The organism is Corallococcus aberystwythensis (assembly GCF_003612165.1).
Taxonomy (GTDB): Bacteria; Myxococcota; Myxococcia; order Myxococcales; family Myxococcaceae; genus Corallococcus; species Corallococcus aberystwythensis.
Window position 1 is genome coordinate 1 of sequence record NZ_RAWK01000128.1, and the last position, 22159, is coordinate 22159.

A 22159-nucleotide genomic window follows, 5' to 3' on the forward strand; every position below is an offset into this window, starting at 1 on the left:
GGTGTCCACCAGTGCGCGCCTTCCCGGCGGGCGGGGTGGGACATTGACGCCTTTCCGACCGCCGGAGGCCCGCCGGGGCTTGCCGCCGCTTCGCGTGGGCCGGGCGGCTCCCCACCCTCGGACCTGGGGTCGATGACGGGCCCTTCACGGGCGGCGGGAACGGGGCATGGGGCGGACGGGCTGGCTGGCGGGATGGGTGGTCCTCCTGGGACTGTGGACGGCGTGCGGCCGGACGCTGCCGGAGGACAGCTCCTCCGGGCTGCTGGGCTGGTCCCCGTCCTTCTGCGCGCCCATGACGTGCGAGTCCCAGGGACTGGACTGCGGCTACGCCATCGACGGGTGCGGCGGCACGCTCCACTGTGGCGAGTGCGCGGAGGGCCAGGCCTGCGGCGGGGGCGGCGTGCCCAACGTCTGCGGTCCCATGCCCTGCGTCCCCAGCACCTGCGCGGCGCGAGGCGCCACCTGCGGCTCGCTCCCGGACGGCTGTGGCGGGGTGCTCGACTGCGGCACGTGCGCGACGCCGGAGGTCTGCGGAGGCGCGGGCGTGCCCAACGCCTGCGGCCCCCCGGCCTGCGTCCCCACCACCTGCGCGGCTTCCGGCAAGAACTGCGGCCACGTCGCGGACGGCTGTGGTGGGGTGCTCGACTGCGGCACGTGCGGGCCGTTGGAGACGTGTGGCGGGGGCGGCACGGCCAACGTGTGCGGCCACGCCCCGTGCGTCCCCACCACCTGTGAAGCCCTGGGCAAGAACTGCGGTCCCGTGTCCGACGGCTGCGGCGGCGTCCTGGAGTGCGGCGCGTGCGGCGAGGGACTCTCCTGCGGCGCGAGCGGCGTGGCCAACGTCTGCGCCACCCCGCTGTGCCAGGCGGCCACCTGCGCCACGCTGGGCAAGAACTGCGGCGAGGCGCTGGACGGCTGCGGCGGCGTCCTGGAGTGCGGCGCCTGCGCGGCGGACGCGGCGTGCGGCGGCGCGGGGGAGCCCAACCTCTGCGGCGCCGGCACCTGCGTGCCCACGACCTGCGCGGCCCTGGGTGTGAACTGCGGCCGGGTGTCCGACGGCTGCGGCGCGGTGCTGGAGTGCGGAGGCTGCCTCGGGTCCGAGTCGTGCGGCGGCGCGGGCGTGCCCAACATCTGTGGAAGGGCCGCGTGCACGCCGTCCACCTGCGAAGCCCTGGGCAAGAACTGCGGCCAGGTCGCGGACGGCTGCGGCGGGATGCTCGACTGTGGCGCGTGCGCGGAAGGACAGGCGTGCGGCGCGGGCGGCACGGCCAACGTCTGCGCGGCGCCTGGATGCCGGCCCGCCACCTGCGGCTTCCTGGGCGCGACGTGCGGCGCGGTGGCGGACGGCTGCGGCGGCACGCTGGAGTGCGGCACCTGCACGGCGCCGGAGACCTGTGGCGGCACGGGCGTCCCCAACGTCTGCGCGCCGCCGGAGCCCGTGTGCGTGGATCGCGACCTGGGCAGCGCGCTGCCGCTGTCGCTGACGGGATCCACCGTGGAGGCCCGGGACGACCACGCCGCCTCATGTGGAGGCGCGGGCGCGCCGGATCGGGGCTACCTGTGGACGGCGCCGCGGGCGGGCACCTTCACCTTCGACACGGCCCGCTCGGCGGTGCGGTCGGTGCTGGCGGTGTACGCGGACGGCTGCGGCGGCGAGGAACTGGCGTGCGCGAAGGACGGCATCAGCTACGGCGGCGGGGCCCGGGTGGCGGTGACGCTGACTCAAGGGCAGCGGGTCCTGGTGACGGTGGACGCCGTGGCCGGCGGGTCCTTCACGCAGGGCTCCTTCCAGCTGCACATCGACGAGCTGCGCTCCACCGAGGCCGGCGCCTGCTTCGACAACATGGACAACGACGGGGACCGCTGGGTGGACTGCGCGGACACCGAGTGCCGCGACGACCCCCGCTGCAAGGGCCAGGGCTGCGCCCACCACGACCTGGGCAGCGCCCTGCCCCTCACCTTCCAGGGGGAGACGGCCCTCTCCGGCGACGGCTTCCAGGGCACCTGCGGCGCGCTGCTCCAGCAGGACCGCGCCCACCTGTGGACGGCGCCGAAGGCCGGCACCTTCGTCTTCGACACCTCACCCGCGGGCGACCCGGACGCGGGCGGCCACGCCCTGTACCTCCTCACCGGCTGCCGGGGCACGGAGCTGGGCTGCGCCGCGCACCCACATCCCACCCCCCAGGACGCCCCCGCGCTGAAGCTCACGCTGGCCCAGGGGCAGACGGTGCTGGTGGTGGTGGACGGCATGGCCCGGCCGGACCGGGACACCCCCATCCGCTACACCCTCCACGTCACCGAGTGGTTCCCCTCCGAGGCCGGCCACTGCCACGATGGCGCGGACAACGACGCGGATGGCCGGGCGGACGACGCGGACCCCGACTGCCGCTGACGTTGACACGTCGTGCCACAACCGGCGTCCCACACCCACCTTCTCAGCGGATGTGAGGTGCTACGCAACTGATCGACCGCTGGTGCGATAATCCCCGCAAGTCGTCCGCAGCCCTTCCCCATTTTCCTCGAACTCCGACGAGGGAGCCCCGCAATGAGCCTCATCGACCGCGCCCGCAGTGCCGTCAGCAACACGATCCGCCAGGTTCAGCAGGACCCCATCAAGGCGGCGAAGGACATCGGGACGCAGGCGAAGAAGGGCTACGACACCTTCACGAAGGTGAAGACGGCCGTGAAGGACGGCTTCGACAACGTCAAGAGCCTGAAGACGGACGGCTTCAAGGCGACGTTGAAGGGCAACGTCGACAAGATGGTCTCCAAGGCCATGGACCCGAAGACCAAGCTCGACCTCAAGGGCAAGCTGGGCATCGCGGGCAAGGCGTTCGGCACCATCACCAGCGCCGCGAAGCTGGTGGGCCAGGCCGGCACGGCCATCGGCGACGTGCGCAACGCCGTGCGCTCGGGCTCCAGCGAGGACTGGAACAAGGCGCTGGGCTCCGTCGCCACCGCCGGCAAGACCGCGGTCAGCACCGTCAAGGGCGGCCTGGAGATTGCCCGTGACGTGAACAAGTTCGGCAGCGCGTACAAGGCCGCCAGCGGCGCCTTCAAGGCCGCCGTCCCCGGCGCCGGCCCCAAGCTGGCCCGTGCCGCCGCCGGCGCCGCCGCCAAGGCCGCCTTCGAGGGGGGCGCCAGCTCCGCCATCAAGAACGGCGTGCGCACCGCCCTGAAGACCGCCGTCAGCGAGTCCGGCGTGGCCCTGAAGGCCGCCACCGGCACCGCGACCCGCGCCGCCGCCCGTGCCGCCCTGTCCGAGGGTGGCAAGGCCGCCGCCAAGGCCGGTGCGACCGCCGCCGCCAAGGCCGCCGGAGGCACCCTGGCCAAGGCCGCGGGCCGCTTCGCCCCGGGCGCGAACATCGCCATCGCCGCCTTCGACACGGCGAACGCGGTCTCCACCCTGCGCGACCCGAACGCCAGCACCACCAAGAAGGTCACCGGCGTCATCACGGCCGTGGGCTCCATCGCCGCCGCCACCAACATCCCGGTGGTCAGCCAGGTGGGCGCCGCCGTCTCCGCCGTCTCCAGCTTCGTGGGCGGCCTGTTCGGCTGAAGTCCGGTGGTGAAGTCACGCAGGGCCCCGGGCGGGTAAGCGCCCGGGGATGTCCCCAGGGGGGCCTTTTCTGGTAGGCACCGTGACCGTGTGAGACGCACTCGTTTCAATCCCCTCTGGGACCACGGTCGCTACCTGCCAGGAGGCCCTCCGGTGGCCACGAAGAAGAACCCTCCCGCGAATTCGCCGGCCGCCGCCGCCAAGGCATCCGGCCCGTCTTCCGCCCCGGCGAAGCCGGCGAAGTCCGCCGCCGCCCCTCCCTCCAGCATCAAGTCCCCGGCCAGCCCCAAGCCTCCGGAAGCGCCCGCCGTCCAGGCGGAGACGCCCGTGCGGCAGCTGGTGCAGCGGCTGCCCGTCGCGCCCGGCCTGGGCCACCAGGCGGACCTGCCGGAGGTGAAGGCTCCGTCCCTGGAGAACCTGAACATCCGCGTGCCGGTGGGCGAGGACCTCACGGAAGAGGACCTGCTGGAGCGCTTCCACGAGCTGGCCCGCGCGAAGGCGGAAGCCCGGCCGCGCGCGGATGGTGAAGCGCTGGCCATGGGCGACGACGTGCAGCTGGACATCCTGGGCTACGCCAACGGCCGCCTCATCCCGCTGAGCACGCGCGTGGGCTACTGGATGGAGCTGGCGCCCCAGCTGATGCTGCCCGGCTTCTCGGAGGTCATCGCCGAGGCCAGCGTGGGCGACAGCGTGGAGGTGGGCCTGGTGCTGCCGGACGACTACCCGGCGGAGCAGCTGCGCGGCATGCCGGCGCGCTTCCTGGTGGACGTGAAGGCCGCGCGCGAGGTGCGCATGCCCGACACGGAGTCGGACGCGTTCCTCCAGCAGCTGGGCCGCGGCTCCACGCACGAAGAGGTCATGAGCTCCATCGTGGAGGAGATGGAGAGCGAGATGGCCGACATGCTCTGGGTGGACGCGCGCAACCGGGTGCTGGACGAGGTTGTCGCCCGCTCCGACGTCACCGTGCCCAAGCCGCTGGTGGACGAGGAGATCCGCCGCCGCTGGCAGCAGATGGAGGGCGAGGTGCTGGCGCAGAAGTTCTTCAGCCTGGAGGAGCAGCAGGAGGCGCTGGACGGCTGGCTGCACCACCCGGGCATCCGCGACGACGTGGAGCGCCGGCTGAAGATTGCCCTGGTGCTCCGCGCCATCGCGCAGCGGGACAAGCTCCAGCTCACGCCGCAGGCCGCGCTGGAGTTGCTCAAGGAGTCCTCGGGGCCCTTCGGCATCACCGAGGCGCAGCTGCGCGAGTCCATGATGGACCCAGCCGCGTCCGCGCAGATGACCGACGTCGCGTGGCACCTGCTCGCCGTGGAGCACGTGATGACGCAGGCGAAGGTGACCTTCGAGGGTGCCGAGGAAGGGCTCGCTCAGGGCTGAAGCCGTGCCCCTGCCCGGCGGCTACCCCGCCGGGTTCTTGGGCGCGGGCGGCTGCCCGGGCGCGACGAAGGTGCCCGTCGCGGGGTCGATCTGCCAGGCCGAGTACTGGTGCGTGAGCACGTCGCGCACCTGCCCCTGCTCGTAGCAGACCGAGTACACGACGAAGACCTCGTTCACGAAGTTGGGCCGGCCGTAGCGGTAGCAGTCCTGTTCGCCCTGCTTCTGGAGCGTGAGCGGGTTGCCCAACAGGCCCCCCACCTCCTGGGTCGTCATGCCCGCGCGCAGCACCTTGATGCCGTGCGGCGTGACGACGGAGAAGGACGTCCCGTTGGCGCGCCACAGGGAGACGAAGCCCAGGGCGAGCACCACCGGCACCGCGGCGGCCACGAACCAGGTGAAGGTGAAGCGGCTGGATTTCTTCTGGGACCCTTCGCGGAAGGCCGTGAACAGGGCGTCCGGAGACGTGTCCTCCGGGGCACCGGCGGGAACGGACTGAAGCGGGAGATTGGGAGCGCTCACCCCCCTTGAATGCCGCCAGAGCCCGCCGGATTCAAGCGGTGGACTGCCGGGGAGTCCACAGCCCGCCCGCCTCGCCGGCCACTGACGGGGTCGTCCAGGGTGGGATACGCCCGGATGTCTGGTTCCGGGCCAGACGTGCGAGTTCACAATCGGCGCGGTTCAGGGCTGCTAGAGGGCACACCCTGAGACTCATCGGGAGGAGTCACACATCATGGCGAAGCGCGCCGCCGCGAAGGGCACCACGCAGAAGACCGTGGACCGGGACGTTGTCCCGCCGGGCACGGAGGTGCCGGACAGCGGCCTGTTCTTCAACCGGGAGCTGTCGTGGCTGGCCTTCAACGACCGGGTGCTGCAACTGGCCGAGGCGCCGGAGGTGCAGCTGATGGAGCGGCTGAAGTTCATCTCCATCTACGCGCGCAACCTGGATGAGTTCTTCATGATCCGCGTGGCCCGGCTGCACGAGCAGATCACCGGGCGCGTGGGCCGGCTGGTGCCGGACGGTGCGTCCCCGGGTGACACGCTGGACAAGCTGCACACGGGCATCCTGGAGCAGGGCCGGCGCCACGCGGACTGCTTCGAGAAGACCCTGCGCCCGGCGCTGGCGGAGAAGGGGCTGCGCATCCTGTCCATGAAGGAGCTGGACGCGGATCAGCGCGCGCAGGTGGATCAGCGCTTCCGCGAGCAGATCTTCCCCGTGCTCACGCCGCTGGCCATCGGGTTGGGGCGGCACTTCCCGTACATCTCCAACCTGTCCCTGAGCCTCGCGGTGCTGTTGCGTGACCCGGTGGCGGAGGAGGAGAGCGTGGCGCGGGTGAAGGTGCCCAAGGAAATCCTGCCCCGCTTCGTGCCGCTCAAGGGGGGCGCGCTCTTCGTGCCGCTGGAGGAGATCATCGCGCAGCACCTGGGGGACCTGTTCCCCGGGATGGAGGTCCTCAACTGGAGCCTGTTCCGCGTGACGCGCGACGCGGACTTCACCGTGTCCGAGGACGCGGAGGACCTGCTCAAGGCCGTGGAGACGGAGTTGAGCCAGCGCCGCTTCGGTGACGTCATCCGCCTGGAGGTCCAGGCGGGGATGAACGCGAAGCTGCTGGAGCCGCTGGTGGAGGCGCTGACGCTGGAGCCCCGGCAGGTCTACGAGGAGCACGGCCTGTTGGACCTGGCGGACGTGATGTCGCTGGCGATGACGCCGGGCTTCTCCGAGCAGCGGGACCCGCCGTGGACGCCGGTGACGCAGGCGCGGCTGCGCACGGACAACGAGTCCCCGGACGGCGGGGGCACGGTGATGTCCGCGATGCGCCGGGGCGACCTGCTGGTGCACCACCCCTACGAGTCCTTCGCCTCGTCGGTGGAGCGCTTCGTGAGCGAGGCGGTGGAGGACCCGGACGTGCTGGCGCTGAAGCAGACGGTGTACCGCACGTCGGACAGCTCCCCGCTGGTGCCCGCGCTCATCCGCGCGACGGAGCACGGCAAGCAGGCGGTGTGCATGGTGGAGCTGAAGGCCCGCTTCGACGAGCGCGCCAACATCCGCTGGGCGAACGCGCTGGAAGAGGCGGGCGTGCACGTCGTGTACGGGATTCCCAGCCTGAAGACGCACGCGAAGGCCATCCTCATCGTGCGGCGCGAGGGCGAGCGGGTGCGGCACTACGTGCACATCGGCACGGGCAACTACAACCCGAAGACGGCGCGGCTCTACACGGACCTGGGGTTGTTCACCACGGATCCGGACATTGGCGCGGACGTGGCGGACGTCTTCAACTTCCTCACCGGCTTCGGCCGGCCGCGCTCCTTCCGCAAGCTGCTGGTCGCCCCGCTGACGATGCGCGAAGGGCTGATGGAGGAGATCAAGAAGACCATCGCGGCGCACACGCCGGAGACGCCCACGCGCATCCTGATGAAGATGAACGCGCTGGTGGACCCGGGCATCATCCGCGCGCTCTACGACGCGTCCCGCGCGGGTGTGCGCGTGGAGCTCAACGTCCGGGGCATCTGCTGCCTGAGGCCGGGGGTGCCGGGCGTGTCGGAGAACATCCGGGTGGTGTCCAACCTGGGCCGCTTCCTGGAGCACCCGCGCATCTACACCTTCGAGCGGGGCGCGACCTCGCGTTGCTACATCGGCTCCGCGGACATGATGCCGCGCAACCTGGACCACCGCGTGGAGATCCTGGCGCCGGTGGAGGACCCGGTCCTGGCCGCGCAGGTGCGCGACGTGGTGGAGCGCTGCATGGTGGACACCAGCGGCGCGTGGGAGCTGGGTCCGGACGGCACGTGGCGGCGGCGCACCGCCGCCACGCCCAACGACAAGCGCTCCGCCCAGGGAGAGCTGATGGAGCGCGCGCTCCGCATGGTGCAGATGCAGAGCGGACGCCCCGTGGGGTGAATCAAATCTCGTGGTTCACCAGGTTGAACACCGCCACGCGGTGCGACTGGGGGAACAGCACGATGAACAGGTGGTTCCAGTCAGACGCGCCCGGAGCCACCAGGTAGGTCGAGTAGAAGTAGCGGATCTGCACCGGCTCCGTGCCGTTGCCAATCTCCGTGAGCAGGGCCGGGTCCAGCGCCTCGAACTTGAAGAGCGTGCCGGACAGCGTGCTGAACGGCACGGTGCCCCGGTCCTGCCAGGTGATGCGGCTCTGCTCGCGCGGGTCGTTCATCAGCGCGAACACGGACTCCACCGCGTCCGACAGCGTGGGCGCCTGCGTGGACGACCAGGGGAAGCCGTACACGTCCAGCGTGCCGTCACACCAGTTGTAGTACGCGTCGCACTCCTCGTTGCCCGCCTCCATGATGGACTCGAGCAGCGGCGTCGGACCTTCCCACTCCAGCTCAATCTGGCTCAGCTTCGACTCCACCGTGCGCGCGGACGGGGTGGGCTCCGGCGCCGGCTCGGAGGGCGTGTTGTTGCACGCGCCCAAGAGCAGCGCGGAGGCCAGCACGGACCACTTCAGGGTGTTTCGCGACATGTCGACGACCTCGGGGGGATGAAGCGAGGGAGGCCCGCGTGTGCCACAACCCCCTCTCCCCCCTCAAGCCACAACATGTCTTTCGTGCACGTGTCACCGCGCCGTGACGGAAAGCTTCAGCCCCGTTCGCCCAGCGCGCTCCTCGCTGCGTCCTCGCGGCGGTGGGCCTCCACCTCCGGGACCTCTTCCCAGCGGATCCACCCGGCGCGCGCCGCGTGCCTCGCGGCGGCCACCGTGTCGTCCACGGCGACCAATTCACTGCCCGCGTCGCGGATGTCCTTCGCGATGGCCTCCATCTCCTCGCCGCGCTTGGAGCCCCCCTCCACGTTGCGGATGTAGACGCAGCGGATGCGGCCCGGGTACTCGCGCACGATGGTGCGGTAGTGCTCCGCGTCCTCCTGCCCGCTGTCACCAATCAGCACGAAGGGCAGGTGCGAGAGCGTCTCCAGCACGCCGCGGATCTTATCCAGCTTGTGCCCGTGTCCCCCGCCCGGCGCGAAGCCGTGCCGCGACAGGCCCCAGTCGCGCAGCAGCAGCGGGCCAATGGGGATGCGGTGGATGGAGAGGAACTCGTCCAGGTGCTCGTAGAGGTTCCACGGGCTGCTGGACACGTAGAAGATGGGGTTGTCCGCCGTGCCGCTCGCGCCCGCCTGGAGCGCCGCGTAGAACGCGTCCACGCCCGGGAAGGGCAGCCGCCCCCGGTGCTCCGTGAGGAACAGCGCCCACGCGCGCTTGAGCGGATCCGTCACCCCCGTGGCGATGACCGTGTCGTCGATGTCGCTGATGACGCCCAGCTCCGCGCTCGTCCCCGCCACGCGCACCGGCGCCGTCACGCGGGGCACGCCTTCGGCCTCCGGGGACAGGAGCTCCAGCTCCACCATGTGCCAGCCGGAGCGCACGCCCTCGGGCGGGGGCACCCACAGCTCCAGGAAGCCCTCCTCGTCCGTCACGCCCTCCCAGCGCTTCTCCCCCCAGCGCACCGCCACGTGGGCGCTGGAGATTTCGCGCGTCATGTAGCGCTTGTAGGAGGCCACGGCGCTGCTCCACAGCGTGTGGCGCTGGCGCTGGGGCGTCACCTTGCGCTCCTCCAGCACGCGCGCCTTGATGACCACGCGCTCCGGGGTGCCGTAGCCCCGGTAGGGCAGGATGCGCAGCGGCGGGGCGATGCCCAGCCCCTTGCGCACGCGGCGGCTCAGCACGTCGTAGTGGGCGTCCGCCTTGACGGCGAAGCGGAACAGCAGCGGGTACAGGTCGGGCATGGCGGGTGCTTGAGAGTCTACCGTCCCCTCCTCAATCGTGGCGGCCCAACGTCCGGTCCAGGTTGTATGCGGCGCTGATGAGCGACAGATGCGTGAGCGCCTGCGGGAAGTTGCCCAGCGCCTCGCCGGACATGCCCGTCTGTTCCGCGTACAGCCCCAGGTGGTTCGCGTAGCCCTGCATCCGCTCGAAGATGAGCCGCGCCTCGTCCAGCAGGTCCGGCCGCACCGGGCTCGCGCGCGTCAGCGCCTCCACCAGCCAGAAGCTGCACAGGTTGAAGGTGCCTTCGCTGCCCTCAATCCCATCCAGCTTCTCGTCCGCGTCGTAGCGGAACACCAGGCCGTCCGACGTGAGGCCCCCGTCCCGCGGCGCCTTGCGGATGACGTCCAGCGTGGAGAGCATCCGCGGATCCACCGGCGACAGGAAGAACACCAGCGGCATCAGGAGGTTGGCCGCGTCCAGCGCCTCGTGCCCGTAGGCCTGGATGAAGGCGCCCTTCTCCTTGCACCAGCCCTTCTCCATGATCTCCTCGAAGATGGCGTCGCGCGTCTTGAGCCACTTCGCGCGGTCCGCCGGAAGGCTGCGCTTGTCCGCGAGCCGGATGGCCCGGTCCACCGCCACCCAGCACATCAGCTTCGAATAGACGAAGTGCCGGCGCGAGCCGCGAATCTCCCAGATGCCCTCGTCCTCCATCATCCAGTGGTCGCACACCCAGTCCACCAGCCGCCGCAGGTGCCGCCAGAAGTCATAGGAGATGGGCACGGCGTACTTGTTGGACAGATACACGGAGTCCATCAGCTCGCCGTAGATGTCCAACTGGAGCTGGTGCGCCGCCATGTTGCCAATGCGCACCGGCTGCGCGCCGCCATAGCCGCGCAGGTGATGGAGCTCCTCCTCCTTCGGCACGGGGCTGCCGTCCAGGCGGAACATCAGGGGCAGCGGCCCGTCCCCGTTCTCCGCGCAGCGCTTCTCCACCCAGCGCATGAACGCGGCGGCCTCCTCGTTGAAGCCGATGCGCAGGAACGCGTAGACGGTGAAGGCCGCGTCGCGCAGCCAGCAGAAGCGGTAGTCCCAGTTGCGCGTGCCGCCGGGGGACTCCGGCAGGCTGCACGTGGGCGCGGCGATGATGGCCCCGGACGGCTCGAAGGTCATCAGCTTCAGGGCCAGCGCCGAGCGCTGCACCATCTCCCGCCACCGCCCCGTGTACTTGCACTTGGACAGCCAGTGGCGCCAGTAGTCCACCGTGTCGCGGAAGAGCTTCTCCGCGGAGTCATGCGTGTGCAGGTGGTGGTGGCAGCCCTCCACGCCACCCTCGCGCAGGGTGAAGACCGCGGACTCACTCTCCTTCAGCGTGAAGTGCGCGACGACGCCGTTGCCCTCCTGCTTCAGCTTCACCGGCGTCACCAGCTGCATGCTCAGGTCCTTCGACACGAAGGCCGCGCCGCCGTTCACCACGTGCGTCTCATGTTCGTCCCGCGCGTAGTTGAACGCCGGGAAGCACTCCATGCGGAAGGCCATCTCCCCGCGCACCACGCGGATGCGGCGCAGGACCTCCCGCCCCTCCGCCTTCGAGCCCTTTCCCAGGGGCATCAGGTCGATGAGCTCCCCCACGCCGTTGGGCGTGTAGAAGCGCGTCACCAGCACGTTGGTGTCCGGCCAGTAGAACTGCCGCTTCATCACCCCGTCCGGCTCCGGAGACACGCGCCAGTACCCGCCCTTCTCCGGGTCCAGCAGTGCCGCGAAGATGCTGGGGCTGTCGAAGTGCGGGTAGCACAGCCAGTCGATGGTGCCCTCGTTGCCCACCAGCGCCACGGTGCGCAGATCGCCGATGACGCCGTGGTCTTCAATGGCCACGCCGCCCTTGAGGTCCTCGTGATGGGGATTCAACGGGCATGCTCCTGGAATGAGATGACGTGCTTGATGCCGCCCTTCGCCTCCACCACCTTCGCGAACTCCGACGGCGGGTGGCGCTGGGTGATGAGCGCCTCCACCCTGCCCGGCCACTTCGCGCGGAAGCGGGCCAGGTCCTCCAGCGCCTCGCGGAAGTCGCTGTCCGCCGCGTTCACCGTGCCGAACATCACCCGGTTGCCCAGGACCAGCTGCCCCAGCACCTGATCACCGTGCAGCTCCAGCGGCTCCTCGCGGCCGGGCACGCCGGTGAAGATGAGCACGCCGTTCTCCTCCAGCACCTGGAGCGAGTCGAACGCCACCTTCGACGCGCCCGTCGCCTCGTAGATGATGTCCACGCCGCCCCCCAGCTGCTGCTTCAGGGCCTCCACCGTCACCTCCTTGGAGGAGATGTACGGCGCGCCCACCGCTTCGGCCGCGGCGGCCTTCTCATTGGGCTTGGGGCTGCGCGAGTACACCGTCACGTCGAAGCCCGCGCGCATCAGCGCCATGGCGCCCAGCTGCGCCACCGGCCCCGCGCCCAGCACCAGCGCCTTGCCGGGGCTCACCTTCCACGGCAGGCGGGACTGGATGTGCGCGACCTCGCGCAGGCCCTTCTCCGCGATGGTGAGCGGCTCGGTGAGCACGGCCACGCCGCGCAAGGAGTCGTCCGCCTTGTGCAGGTAGGCCGCGTCCTCCACGAAGTGCTCCGAACAGAAGCCGTGCGCGCCCTGGATGCCGCGCTCCGTGTAGTCCCCCGTCACGCAGAAGTCCGGGTGGCCGTGGCGGCACGCGGGGCAGTGCGTGTGCGGACAGGGCCTGCGCACCCGGGGCACCACCAGGTCCCCGGGTTTGAGCCCCTGCACGTGCGCGCCCACCTCCATCACCTCGCCCAGGCACTCGTGGCCCAGGATGAGGTGGTCCTCCCCCTTGGGCGCGGCGCCATGGTCGCCCTTGAGGATCTCCTGGTCGGTGCCGCACACGCCCACCTCCAGCGTGCGCACCTTGACCTGGGTGGGCGAGTGCAGCCGCGGTTCGGGGACGTCGAGGACGCGCACCTCGCGCGAGGGGAACATGACGGCGACGGCCTTCATGGGATGGAGGCTCCTTCCGGGCGAAGTGCTGAATGTCCCAGGACAAGGGGTGCGGACTTGGGACCCATGTCGCAAGTGCCCGCCCGCCTGTCTGGATGGCGACATCCACGGATGTGTGAAAGCACTGCCCCCCAAAGGGCGCCCGGGTCTATAGAAACGGCCCGTGCGTGCGCCCCCCGCCTACCGACGCAGCCGCGCCACCGCCATCGGTGCCACGGCCTTCCTGATGCTCGCCCTGCCCTTCCTGGTGCTGGGGGTGTTCTTCCTCGGTCAGAAGGCGCGCATGGACCTGAAGTGTGAAGCCCAGGGTTCGTGCGTCCTCACCCGCTCCAGCTGGTTGGGAGAGGAGGAGGTGGGCCGCTACGCGCCCCAGGCCATCCAGGGCGTGGAGGTGGCCCGCAGCCGCAGCACCCGCAGCGGCGCCGCGCCCATCTTCCGGGCCCAGCTGCGCACGGCCTCGGGCGTCCAGCCGCTCGCCTACCAGTGGACGCAGGACGAGGCGGAGGCCCGGGCCTTCGCGGACACCGTCCAGCGCTACCTCACGGGCCCCCGCACGGACGCGCTCGCGGTGTTCCAGGACCACCGCCAGGCGTCGCTGCGCGTGGGCGGTGCCTTCACCGTCGTGGGACTGGGCGTGCTGGCCCTGAGCCTGTGGCTGCTCTCCCGCACGCTGGCGCACCGCAAGGCGGAGCGGGCCTGAAAAAGCAGCCGGCCGGGCGGCACGGACTTTCACTTTCTGTCCTACAGTGAAAGGCGCCTGCCCGCTTCCAGGCCCCGCCTGTGCGACCTTGGGGCAGATGGATAGGTTGTGGCGAATGTTTCGACGCCTCATCGAGCGGATGCGGGGCCTGCGACAGGCGGCGCCCTACCTGCTCCGGCCCGCGAATGTGAACGCGGACCGGGCGAAGATTTCCATTGCCCAGCTGGACCACCACTACGCCAACAAGGTCGTGGCGCTGAAGGACGTGAACCTCAACGTCCGCTCGGGTGAGTTCGTCTGCCTGCTCGGCCCCTCCGGCTGCGGCAAGTCCACGCTGCTCTACGCGCTCGCGGGCCACGTGGCGCCCACCGGCGGCAGCGTGGCCATTGATGGCAAGCCCATCCACGGGCCCGGGCCGGACCGGCTCTTGATGTTCCAGGAGGCCGCGCTGTTCCCGTGGCTCACCGTGCGCGGCAACATCACCTTCGCGTTGGGCGCCCGGGGCGTGCCCCGCAACGAACGGCGCGAGCGGGCGGACACCTTCATCCAGCGCGTGCGCCTGGAGGGCTTCGCGGACACGCTCCCCCACCAGCTCTCCGGCGGCATGAAGATGCGCGCCAGCCTGGCCCGGGCGCTCGCGGTGGACCCCACCGTGCTGCTCATGGACGAGCCCTTCGGCGCGCTGGACGCACAGACGCGCGTGCACATGCAGGAGATGTTGCAGGCCATCTGGCTGCGCTCCGGCAAGACGGTGGTGTTCGTCACCCACGACGTGCAGGAGGCCCTGATGCTGGGCACGCGCGTGGTGCTGATGGCGCCCCGCCCGGGCCGCGTGGTGGAGGACCTGGAGATCCACCTGCCCATGCCTCGCTCGCTGGAGGACCCGTCCCTGGACGCGATGGCGCGGGACATCCGTCACCGCCTGCGCGCCTCGGAGGGCGCCGCGCTGGAGGCTCCCCCCGTGGAGCCCCAGCAGCGCCGCACGCGCACGCCCTCCAGCGTGCCTCGCCCCAGCATCGTGACCGGCCGTTAGAGGGGAAACCACCATGCTGAAGTGGGCGCAGAAGCTGGGGATGATCGCGCTGCTCTTCGCCCTCTGGGAGGGGCTGTCCCGCTCCGGCGTGTGGAACAAGCACCTGTTCCCCGGGCCGCTGGAGGTGGTCCAGACGCTCATCGCCATGGCCCGCGACGGACAGCTGGGCGGCGCCACGCTGCGCTCGCTGGGCCGGCTGACGCGCGCCTACCTCATGTCGGTGGCCATCGGCGTGCCGCTGGGACTGCTCATCGCGCGGCTGGCCTTCTTCCGCAACGCGGTGAAGCCGGTGGTGATGGGCCTGCAGGCCCTGCCCTCCATCTGCTGGCTGCCCCTGGCCCTCTTGTGGTTCGGCCTCAACGACAGCGCCATCCTCTTCGTGGTGGTGATGGGCAGCGTGCTGGGCATCTCCATCGCCACCGAGGACGCGGTCAACGGCCTGGACCCGCAGCTGGCGCGCGTGGCCAGGACCCTGGGCGTGCGGGGCCCGCGCTTCTACTTCGGCGTGCTCCTGCCCGGCGCGCTGCCCGGCATCGTCACCGGCCTGAAGCTGGGGTGGAGCTTCGCGTGGCGCGCGCTGCTCGCGGGCGAGCTGCTCTTCGTCTCCGGCGGCCTGGGCCAGCTGCTCACCATGGGCCGCGAGCTGATGGACGTGTCGCAGGTGATGGCGGTGATGCTGGCCATCATCCTCATTGGCATCACGGTGGACCGCGTCCTCTTCCAGACGGTGGAGACGCGCCTGAGGCGCCGGTGGGGACTGACGGCCTAGCCGTGTGAGCCCAAGGACGCTTTCGCCCTCACGGGCATTGATAACGGGCGGGGAATCGCCATTAGCGTGACGCACCATGTCTTCCGCGCGTCCGCTGTCCCTGCTGCTCGGCCTCTGCGTCCTCTTGTCCGGCGTCGCCTCCTGCAAGAAGGACACGCCCTCTGGCGCCAACGCGCCGCTGCGCGTGGCCTTCTTCCCCAACATCACGCATGCGCAGGCGCTGGTGGCGAACTCGGAGGGGCTCTTCGGGTCGCAGCCCGGCATGGGCAACGTGGAGGTGAAGCAGTTCAACGCGGGCCCCGCCGCCATGGAGGCGCTGGTCGCGGGCTCCGTGGACGTGGCCTACGTGGGCCCGGGCCCCGCCATCAACACGTACCTCAAGGCCGGCAAGGAGCTGCGCATCATCGCGGGCGCGGTGAACGGCGGCGCGGTGCTGGTGGTGAAGAGCGTGAAGACGGCCGCGGAGTTGAAGGGCAAGAAGCTGGCGACGCCGCAATTGGGCAACACGCAGGACATCGCCCTGCGCACCTGGCTGAAGGCCCAGAAGCTGAGCATCAGCACCGACGCGGGCGGCGACGTGCAGGTGATTCCCATCAGCAACCCGGACATCCTGGGCCAGTACCTCCAGGGCGCCATTGAAGGCGCGTGGGTGCCCGAGCCCTGGGGCGCGCGCATGCTCGCCGAAGGGGGCGGCCACATCCTGGTGGACGAGCGCGACCTGTGGCCGGACAAGCGCTTCCCCACCACGGTGGTGGTGACGACGAAGAAGGTGCTGGAGACGCAGCGGCCGCGCGTCGCGGCGCTCCTGCGCATCCACGTGCAGCTCACCGAGCGCTGGCGCGCGGACCCGGCCGCGTTCGCCACGTCGGTCAACTCGGCCTTCGGTCAGCTCACGCGCAAGCCCCTGCCCGCGCCCGTGCTCCGGGACGCCTTCTCCCGCCTGGAGCCGGGCCTGGACCCGGTGCCCGCCGCGCTGAAGACGTCCGCCGAGCACGCGAAGTCGCTGGGCTTCATCCCCAGTGACGACATCGCGGGCCTGGTGGACCTGAGCGTCCTGGACGAGGTGCGCGGCGGCGGCGCGAAGCCGGACTGAAGGGCTCGCGCGGCCGGCCTCAGTCCTGCTTCTCACCCTGGAGGGACAGAGCCACGTTCTCCGTCTTCTCCTCCACCTGGTAGACGGCCAGGATCTCCTGCCCCTTCTGGGGCAGCTTGGTGATTCGCAGGGCGCTCATGTCCAGCGGTACCACCGGCCCGGACACGTCCTTCACGTACAACGTCAGCCCGTCCTGCTTCACCACCGGCCCGCTGACCTGCTGCATGCGGTCCGGGTCCGGGGTGATCTGCCGCACGGCGTCTCCCTGGGTCATGTAGGCGGGGGACGTGGTCCGGACGCTGCTCCCCGCGTTGGCCGGGCTGGTGCTCGCGGGCTCGGCGTCGTTCGACGGCATGTTGCCCCCCTGGTCGCTGTCCTGGCTGACCGTGGGCTCACGCGCCAGGGCGGGACCGGCCAACAACAAGAGGCCGAGCGTTGGCGCGGTCCACGCCATGGCTCGCCAACGTCGGGGGAATCCGTGCATCATGGTGACACCTCCGTGTTACGGGGGCGCTGCCCCCGGGCTCACGTTCCAAACGTAGGGTGGGCAGCACAGAATGTTCAGGGCGGAACACGGACCGTGCGCGCGGCAGCGTCCCCACAGTAGGGTGGAGCGCACGCGAGCCAAGGACCGCTCGCCAACGAATACGAGGCACCTTTGGCTGGACGTACCGACGAGCAGCACCGCATCGCCCTCTTCATCGACTTCGAGAACCTGGTCACCAACACGGGCATCAGCGCCAACAACTTCGACCTGCAGCCCGCGCTGGACCAGCTGCTGGAGCAGGGCAAGGTCGTGTTCCGCCGCGCCTACTGCAATTGGTCGCGCTTCGAGGACGCGAAGCAGCGCCTGCACGACGTGGGCGTGGAGCTGGTGGACGTGCCCCCCTCCACCCGCGCCGGCAAGAACAGCGCGGACATGCGCCTGGTCATCGACGCGCTGGAGCTGTGCTACGCGCGCGAGCAGATTGACACCTTCGTCATCGCCTCCGGCGACAGCGACTTCTGCCCCCTGGCGTACAAGCTGCGTGAGAACGGCCGCACCGTCATTGGCCTGGCCGTGAGGGAGGCCAGCTCCCAGATGTTCGTGAGGGCGTGCGACCAGTTCATCTACATGAAGCCCAAGCACAAGGGCGACGCCTCGCACAAGGAGAAGGACCGCGAGCACGGCGGCCGGGGCTCCAAGGACGAGGGCAAGGGCGGCAAGCGGGGCGGAAAGGGCCACGACAAGGGCCACGACAAGGGCGCCAAGGAAGGCGCCGAGTCCAAGGGCGGCAAGTCCAAGGCGGAGGTGCCGGCCGTCGCTCGCGAGGTGGTGCAGAGCCTGCTGCGCCGCGCGACCGGCCCGCTCAACCCGTCGCTCGTCAAGGAGACCATCGTCCGCAAGGAGCCGGACTTCGACGAGCGCGACCACGGCTTCTCCACCTTCGCGCGGCTGCTGGAGGCGCTGGAGCAGGAGGGGCTGCTGCGCCGCATCCAGCAGGGACGCCAGGGCTACATCGTGGGCCCGGACTCGGACATTGGCGCTCCTGCCCCCGAGGGCAAGAGCGGCAAGGGGCGCCACGCCAAGGCGCCCGCCCCGGTGGAGGAGGAGGAAGAGGAGCTGGAGTCCTATCCGGACCCGGACGACGAGGGGCTGTAGCCGCCCCTCCCGTCGTTGAAGCGAGGGTCCACTACGACGCGCGCGGCGTGGTGGACTCGCAGAGGTGTTCCAGGAACTCCGGCAGCAGGCGGGCGGACATCACCCACAGCTTGCCGTCGCCCAGGTCCGCCAGGGACACGCGCTCCGCGTACTCCACGCAGGTGGCCTCCACGTAGTGGACGAACACCTTGCGGTCCCGCGCGCGGTACCACTCCGCCGCGTGGCCCAGCAGCGCCACGAACGCGTCCTGCACCTCCGGGCGCGCGTCGTCCTCCAGCGGCACCAGGCGCACGCCGTCCAGCACGTTGAAGAGGTTCAAGCCCGGCTGCGCGGACTCGAACACCGCGAAGGCCACGGCGCGGCCCTCATGGCGGGCCACCACCAGCTCGCGCTCGCGGGACAGGCCGGCGTCACCCCAGCCGGTGCGCGTGGTCTCCAGGTCGAAGCGCTCCGGCACCAGGTCCAGCGCTTCTCTGTAGGCCTCCGGGCGGGTGCTGGCCACGCGGGCGAAGAAGCTCGCGCGCTCCTCCGCGGTCGCCGTGCCCAGGGTGATGTTCGCGGGCTTCGTCCAGACGCTGTCCACCTCGCCCTCCATCAGGCGGAAGGGCACGAGGCACGTCTGGCCGGTGTCCGCGTACCAGGTGGCGAAGTCGAACTTCGTGTAGCGCACCCAGCGCACGTTCGCCTCGCAGTAGGCGAAGAACCACTTCACCTCCGGGTCCGCCTGGGTGGGCTCGTAGCCGCGCAGGTAGATGTCGCGCAGGGCCTCACGCGCGGTGGAGCGGCTGCCCGGGGGCTGGTGCCGCGCCAGCTGGTGCGCCATCCAGCTGCCCGCGTACGGCTTGAGGACGGACAGCGTGGCCTCCATGCCGCCGTCCTCCGCGGGACGCGCCACGCGGTAGCCCAACAGCGGCGCCTCCTGGAGCTTGTCCTGCGTGCGGGAGAACTGGTCGCGCAGGCTGGTGAACTTCTCCGGCTCCTTGCCCGGCAGGCGGAAGTAGCCGGAGCGCTCGAAGAGCTTCCAGGTGGCGTCGTTCCAGTCACCCTCCACCTTGGTGGTGGGGTGGGCCTGGTCCTCCACCAGCGCGCGCCACGCGCGGGCCTCCTGCGCATCCAGGGGCCGGACGCTCACGCCGCAGCGGCGGCCGTGGGGCGTGCTGGAGATGTTGCGCACCTCCGCGCGCAGGCGCACCGGCGCGTGGCCGTCCAGGGACACCTGCATCACCGGCAGGCGCAGGCCCGGGTACATCAGGTCCTCGCCGGGCTGCGTGAGGAAGGACAGGCCTTCGTAGGAGACATCCAGCAGGCCGCGGTGCACGTGCACCTGGGGCCAGAGCGGGTGGTCGAACTCCAGCGTGCAGGACGCGCTGGCCTGCGTGCGGCGCAGCCACCGGTGGCGGAAGCGCACCAGCGACGTGGGCGTGGGCATCAGCAGCAGGCCGCCCTCCATGCGCGCGGCGTCCATCTGGAAGTGCACCACGCTGGAGTAGCCGAACGCCTCCAGGGTGAAGGGGCCCGGGGGCAGCGTGCCGTGCAGGTTCCAGCCGAACACGTCCTGGAGCGGCTCGAAGAAGGCGGCGGTGACCTCCGCCACGGCCTGCCCGTCGCGCGAGCGCAGGACGCCGCGGGCCTGGCGGGACGCGAGCGCCTCGCAGATGCGCGACACGCGGTCCGCGCGGTCGATGTGTTCACGCCACACCGGCCGCGTCTCCGGCGTGAGCAACTGGCCGTTGTCACGCAGCGACTCCAGGAGCCCCACGATGCGGCGGCCCGCGTCCAGCGGCGGCGCGACGAAGCGCAGGCTCACCTCCGGGCGCATGGCGTTGACGCCAATCACCTCCGCGTCCAGCGCGGTGGCCCACCGCTCGCCCTGCCCCACCACCACGGACGCGGCCTGGCCCTTGCGGGGCACCGCGCGCGACTCCAGATGGAGCGTGAGGTGCTCCAGCGACAACTGCACCAGACGCCCTGAGGAGAAATCCGAGCCAAACGAGGCCGCCGCGCTGAGCTCCGTCCCCACCCGGTATCCGAGGAGGGCTTCGCGGCCGGCCGGCGCGTCGTGAGTGTCGGTGTGCATGGGGGCTCCCTGATGTGCTGCGGGGCATGATTCTACGACGTCCGAAGAAACCGTGTTGTCCCCAAGTTGCAGGTGACCCGGGGAACTCGGATTCCCACAGAGTGGAGATCATTCACCCCGCCTGCACTCAGACCTTCGGGCCGTGCCCACGGCCACGCGCTGGACTGTCGTGCATTGGCTTCTCACGGTTGGAGAATTTCCACCACGGACAGGCGCATGGCCTTTTGAGACAGGTGCAGACCTGTCCCTCCCCCTCGGGTCGCGCGCGCCCCATGAAACAGGGTGGTTCTGACACATGCGACACCGGGGACATGTCGCATGTTGGCTGGTGAGACATGGCTTGCCTTGGAGGACGGAGGTCCGGGCGAACACACGTCGGGGATGACTCCCTCCCCCGCGAGGCGTTATCCCGCACGCACGCCATGTCCTCCGCCCTGTCCACCCTCTGTCTCCACTGCGGCATGTGCTGTGACGGCACCCTCTTCACCCAGGTGCCGCTCCAGCCCGCCGAGGCGGAGGCCCTGCGCCAGCGCGGCCTGTCGCTGACGGTGAAGGAGGACGGCGCGGTGGTGCTGCCCCAGCGCTGCGCCGCGCTCAAGGGCCTGTGCTGCACCGTCTATGAGGAGCGCCCGGAGGCCTGCCGCCGCTACCGCTGCCAGCTGTTCAACGCGCTGGCGGAGGGAGAGGTGTCCCTGGAGGAGGCCAAGGGCGTGGTGGACGCCGCGCACGCGAAGGTGGACGCGGTGGTGGGCGCCCCGGGTTCCGCTGGGGACGGAAGGGGTTCCGCGATGCGTCAGGCCCGGGTGGCCGCGGCCTCGTTGGAGCTGCCCGCCAAGACGCGCGAGGCCCTGGCGCACGCGGAGGTGTACCTGGACAAGCACTTCCGGGGGCGCTTCCGCCGCTCGGGGTGAAAGCGGGTGTCGGGGGGCCTGACGGGCGGCTAGCGTGGCGGGGTCCTGCTTTCAGACCGAGGTCCTGCTTCCGTGAAGACGTCCCTGCTGGCCGTGCTGTCCTCCACCGTGTTGTTCACCGGTGCCCCTGCCTTCGCCCAGAAGAACGATGAGCCCGTGACGTCCGCGCAGGTGGACCTGGACGGGGACGGCAAGCCGGAAGCGGTGTCGCTCACGCCGGGCAAGGACGGGAAGTTCACGCTGAAGGCCGGCGCCGCCACGTTGCAGGGCAACGCGTCCGGCAACGAGGTGCGCGGCTTCACGGTGGTGGACCTGGACACGGGCGACAAGTGGAAGGAGCTGCTGGTCCACTCGCTGGGGGACATGGACGACGACCACCGCTTCTTCCTCTACGGCTACGACGGCAAGGCGGTGAAGCCGCTGGGGGACGTGCGCGCGCTGACGGAGGCGAAGGGCAACGGCATCGTCCTGGTCGATACGTGGATGGGCTTCTGGCAGAAGCGGGACAAGTACACGCTGGACCGCAAGGCGTGGAAGCTGGTGCACGTGCCGCAGGAGCTGTACGCGGTGGGTGTGGAGGCCACGGTGAAGAAGTCCTTCCCGCTGACGCAGGCCCGCACGGGCTCCGCGGTGCTGGCCACGACGGCGCAGGGTTCCAAGGTGCAGGTGCTGGCCGCGAGCGTCCCCACGAGGGGGGAGGTCCTGTACCTGGTGAAGTCGTCCACGGGATTGCTGGGCTGGGTGCCCGGCAACGTCCTGGTGGAGTCCACGGACGGCCTGCCGCTGGCGGGGTGAGTCACTCTGTTTCAGGCGGAGCACGCATGAGGAGGATGTTGCGTGCTCCGCACACGTCGCAGACCAGGTACCGCTCGAAGCGCCCTGCTGGAGCGGTCACGTCGTGAACGGTGAGAAAGCCGTCTGCCTTCTCCGGGCAACGGACCTGGGCCGCTGGGTTCTCCGCGAGGATCTTCCCGGCTTGAATCCAGGCCTTGCTCGTCTCAGAGGTCATCAGGATTGCCGCCCCCCTTCATCTTCTCCGCGTAGGCCTCCAGCTCATCGTGCAGTGGCTCCGCCGCTTTGGCGACGCTGCGCCAGACAGGGTGGCCTGCGACCGTGAACTTCGCATCACTAATGGACAGGCCATAGAGCTGCGAGATCCCCTTGATGCTGTAGATAATGGGCAGCCCCGCGGCATGGAGTGCCACGACGGCCTCCTCCCTGGAGAGGCCCCGCTCAACCTCCGGGCGGAGTGAATCAATGACAGCGTCGTAGTTCATGTTC

19 protein-coding genes are annotated in these 22159 nt (G+C 70.5%); 11 read left to right on the forward strand and 8 right to left on the reverse strand.

Annotated elements, in window-relative coordinates:
* Positions 1-166: 166 nt before the first annotated feature.
* From D7W81_RS21500 to D7W81_RS21510, 3 genes are all read left to right on the forward strand, one after another.
* Positions 167-2392, forward strand: coding sequence for a tryptophan synthase alpha chain (locus D7W81_RS21500; RefSeq protein ID WP_120557266.1), 2226 nt, complete (start codon positions 167-169; stop codon positions 2390-2392).
* A 153-nt stretch (positions 2393-2545) separates the two neighbouring features.
* Entirely contained in the window at positions 2546-3559 is a 1014-nt protein-coding gene (locus D7W81_RS21505; RefSeq protein WP_120557267.1) for a hypothetical protein, read from the forward strand.
* A 153-nt stretch (positions 3560-3712) separates the two neighbouring features.
* Complete coding sequence (locus D7W81_RS21510) at positions 3713-4936, forward strand: trigger factor (RefSeq protein WP_120557268.1); 1224 nt, start codon at positions 3713-3715, stop codon at positions 4934-4936.
* Positions 4937-4957: 21 nt separating this feature from the next.
* Here the strand turns inward: D7W81_RS21510 and D7W81_RS21515 are convergent, their stop codons facing one another.
* Positions 4958-5455, reverse strand: a complete 498-nt coding sequence (locus tag D7W81_RS21515) for a hypothetical protein (RefSeq protein WP_120557269.1) — start codon at positions 5453-5455, stop codon at positions 4958-4960.
* 211 nt (positions 5456-5666) lie between these two features.
* Between D7W81_RS21515 and ppk1 the strand changes: the two genes are divergently transcribed.
* Positions 5667-7832, forward strand: coding sequence for a polyphosphate kinase 1 (ppk1, locus tag D7W81_RS21520; protein ID WP_120557270.1), 2166 nt, complete (start codon positions 5667-5669; stop codon positions 7830-7832).
* A gap of 1 nt (position 7833) precedes the next feature.
* On the opposite strand, the gene D7W81_RS21525 is transcribed toward ppk1, so the two are convergent.
* The 4 genes from D7W81_RS21525 to D7W81_RS21540 all read right to left on the reverse strand — a co-directional run bounded on the left by D7W81_RS21525 (position 7834) and on the right by D7W81_RS21540 (position 12653).
* A complete protein-coding gene (locus D7W81_RS21525; RefSeq protein WP_120557271.1) occupies positions 7834-8415 on the reverse strand; it encodes a hypothetical protein in 582 nt (193 codons plus the stop codon).
* Positions 8416-8531: 116 nt separating this feature from the next.
* A complete protein-coding gene (locus D7W81_RS21530; protein ID WP_120557272.1) occupies positions 8532-9674 on the reverse strand; it encodes an App1 family protein phosphatidate phosphatase in 1143 nt (380 codons plus the stop codon).
* 31 nt (positions 9675-9705) lie between these two features.
* Positions 9706-11559 (reverse strand): glycoside hydrolase family 15 protein, encoded by a 1854-nt coding sequence (locus D7W81_RS21535; protein WP_120557273.1) that lies wholly within the window; start codon positions 11557-11559, stop codon positions 9706-9708.
* Positions 11556-12653 (reverse strand): glucose 1-dehydrogenase, encoded by a 1098-nt coding sequence (locus tag D7W81_RS21540; RefSeq protein ID WP_120557274.1) that lies wholly within the window; start codon positions 12651-12653, stop codon positions 11556-11558. Before D7W81_RS21540 ends, D7W81_RS21535 begins: the two co-directional genes overlap by 4 nt.
* A 163-nt stretch (positions 12654-12816) precedes the next feature.
* Here D7W81_RS21540 and D7W81_RS21545 point away from each other — a divergent pair, with 163 nt between their 5' ends.
* The 4 genes from D7W81_RS21545 (at position 12817) to D7W81_RS21560 (ending at position 16248) form a co-directional block, all read left to right on the forward strand.
* A complete protein-coding gene (locus D7W81_RS21545; RefSeq protein ID WP_120557275.1) occupies positions 12817-13353 on the forward strand; it encodes a hypothetical protein in 537 nt (178 codons plus the stop codon).
* A gap of 115 nt (positions 13354-13468) precedes the next feature.
* Entirely contained in the window at positions 13469-14386 is a 918-nt protein-coding gene (locus D7W81_RS21550; RefSeq protein WP_120557276.1) for an ABC transporter ATP-binding protein, read from the forward strand.
* A 13-nt stretch (positions 14387-14399) separates the two neighbouring features.
* On the forward strand, positions 14400-15155 hold the full coding sequence (locus D7W81_RS21555; RefSeq protein WP_120557277.1) for an ABC transporter permease: 756 nt from the start codon (positions 14400-14402) through the stop codon (positions 15153-15155).
* 76 nt (positions 15156-15231) lie between these two features.
* Positions 15232-16248 carry an ABC transporter substrate-binding protein gene (locus D7W81_RS21560; RefSeq protein ID WP_120557278.1) on the forward strand — a complete coding sequence of 339 codons (1017 nt, stop codon included), beginning with the start codon at positions 15232-15234 and terminating at the stop codon, positions 16246-16248.
* Positions 16249-16267: 19 nt separating this feature from the next.
* On the opposite strand, the gene D7W81_RS21565 is transcribed toward D7W81_RS21560, so the two are convergent.
* Entirely contained in the window at positions 16268-16603 is a 336-nt protein-coding gene (locus tag D7W81_RS21565) for a hypothetical protein (protein ID WP_147445574.1), read from the reverse strand.
* Positions 16604-16906: 303 nt separating this feature from the next.
* Between D7W81_RS21565 and D7W81_RS21570 the strand changes: the two genes are divergently transcribed.
* Positions 16907-17890: an NYN domain-containing protein gene (locus tag D7W81_RS21570; RefSeq protein WP_120557280.1), complete on the forward strand. Its 984-nt coding sequence runs from the start codon at positions 16907-16909 to the stop codon at positions 17888-17890.
* A 31-nt stretch (positions 17891-17921) separates the two neighbouring features.
* Here the strand turns inward: D7W81_RS21570 and D7W81_RS21575 are convergent, their stop codons facing one another.
* On the reverse strand, positions 17922-19967 hold the full coding sequence (locus tag D7W81_RS21575) for a PilZ domain-containing protein (protein ID WP_120557281.1): 2046 nt from the start codon (positions 19965-19967) through the stop codon (positions 17922-17924).
* 422 nt (positions 19968-20389) lie between these two features.
* Here D7W81_RS21575 and D7W81_RS21580 point away from each other — a divergent pair, with 422 nt between their 5' ends.
* Both D7W81_RS21580 and D7W81_RS21585 read left to right on the forward strand, forming a co-directional pair.
* Entirely contained in the window at positions 20390-20878 is a 489-nt protein-coding gene (locus D7W81_RS21580) for a YkgJ family cysteine cluster protein (protein ID WP_120557282.1), read from the forward strand.
* Positions 20879-20950: 72 nt separating this feature from the next.
* Positions 20951-21673, forward strand: a complete 723-nt coding sequence (locus tag D7W81_RS21585; protein WP_244227341.1) for an FG-GAP repeat domain-containing protein — start codon at positions 20951-20953, stop codon at positions 21671-21673.
* Positions 21674-21876: 203 nt separating this feature from the next.
* Here the strand turns inward: D7W81_RS21585 and D7W81_RS21590 are convergent, their stop codons facing one another.
* Entirely contained in the window at positions 21877-22155 is a 279-nt protein-coding gene (locus tag D7W81_RS21590; protein ID WP_120557283.1) for a hypothetical protein, read from the reverse strand.
* Between the last annotated feature and the right edge of the window lie 4 nt (positions 22156-22159).

Excerpts from the sequence above, each read along its gene's own strand:
- D7W81_RS21565 (WP_147445574.1), bottom strand. The coding sequence starts at position 16,603 with ATGCCGTCGAACGACGCCGAGCCCGCGAGCACCAGCCCGGCCAACGCG.
- D7W81_RS21560 (WP_120557278.1), top strand. The coding sequence starts at position 15,232 with ATGTCTTCCGCGCGTCCGCTGTCCCTGCTGCTCGGCCTCTGCGTCCTC.
- D7W81_RS21575 (WP_120557281.1), bottom strand. The coding sequence starts at position 19,967 with ATGCACACCGACACTCACGACGCGCCGGCCGGCCGCGAAGCCCTCCTC.
- D7W81_RS21540 (WP_120557274.1), bottom strand. The coding sequence starts at position 12,653 with ATGAAGGCCGTCGCCGTCATGTTCCCCTCGCGCGAGGTGCGCGTCCTC.
- D7W81_RS21590 (WP_120557283.1), bottom strand. The coding sequence starts at position 22,155 with ATGAACTACGACGCTGTCATTGATTCACTCCGCCCGGAGGTTGAGCGG.
- D7W81_RS21500 (WP_120557266.1), top strand. The coding sequence starts at position 167 with ATGGGGCGGACGGGCTGGCTGGCGGGATGGGTGGTCCTCCTGGGACTG.
- D7W81_RS21505 (WP_120557267.1), top strand. The coding sequence starts at position 2,546 with ATGAGCCTCATCGACCGCGCCCGCAGTGCCGTCAGCAACACGATCCGC.
- D7W81_RS21555 (WP_120557277.1), top strand. The coding sequence starts at position 14,400 with ATGCTGAAGTGGGCGCAGAAGCTGGGGATGATCGCGCTGCTCTTCGCC.
- D7W81_RS21580 (WP_120557282.1), top strand. The coding sequence starts at position 20,390 with ATGTCCTCCGCCCTGTCCACCCTCTGTCTCCACTGCGGCATGTGCTGT.
- D7W81_RS21550 (WP_120557276.1), top strand. The coding sequence starts at position 13,469 with ATGTTTCGACGCCTCATCGAGCGGATGCGGGGCCTGCGACAGGCGGCG.
- D7W81_RS21525 (WP_120557271.1), bottom strand. The coding sequence starts at position 8,415 with ATGTCGCGAAACACCCTGAAGTGGTCCGTGCTGGCCTCCGCGCTGCTC.
- ppk1 (WP_120557270.1), top strand. The coding sequence starts at position 5,667 with ATGGCGAAGCGCGCCGCCGCGAAGGGCACCACGCAGAAGACCGTGGAC.
- D7W81_RS21530 (WP_120557272.1), bottom strand. The coding sequence starts at position 9,674 with ATGCCCGACCTGTACCCGCTGCTGTTCCGCTTCGCCGTCAAGGCGGAC.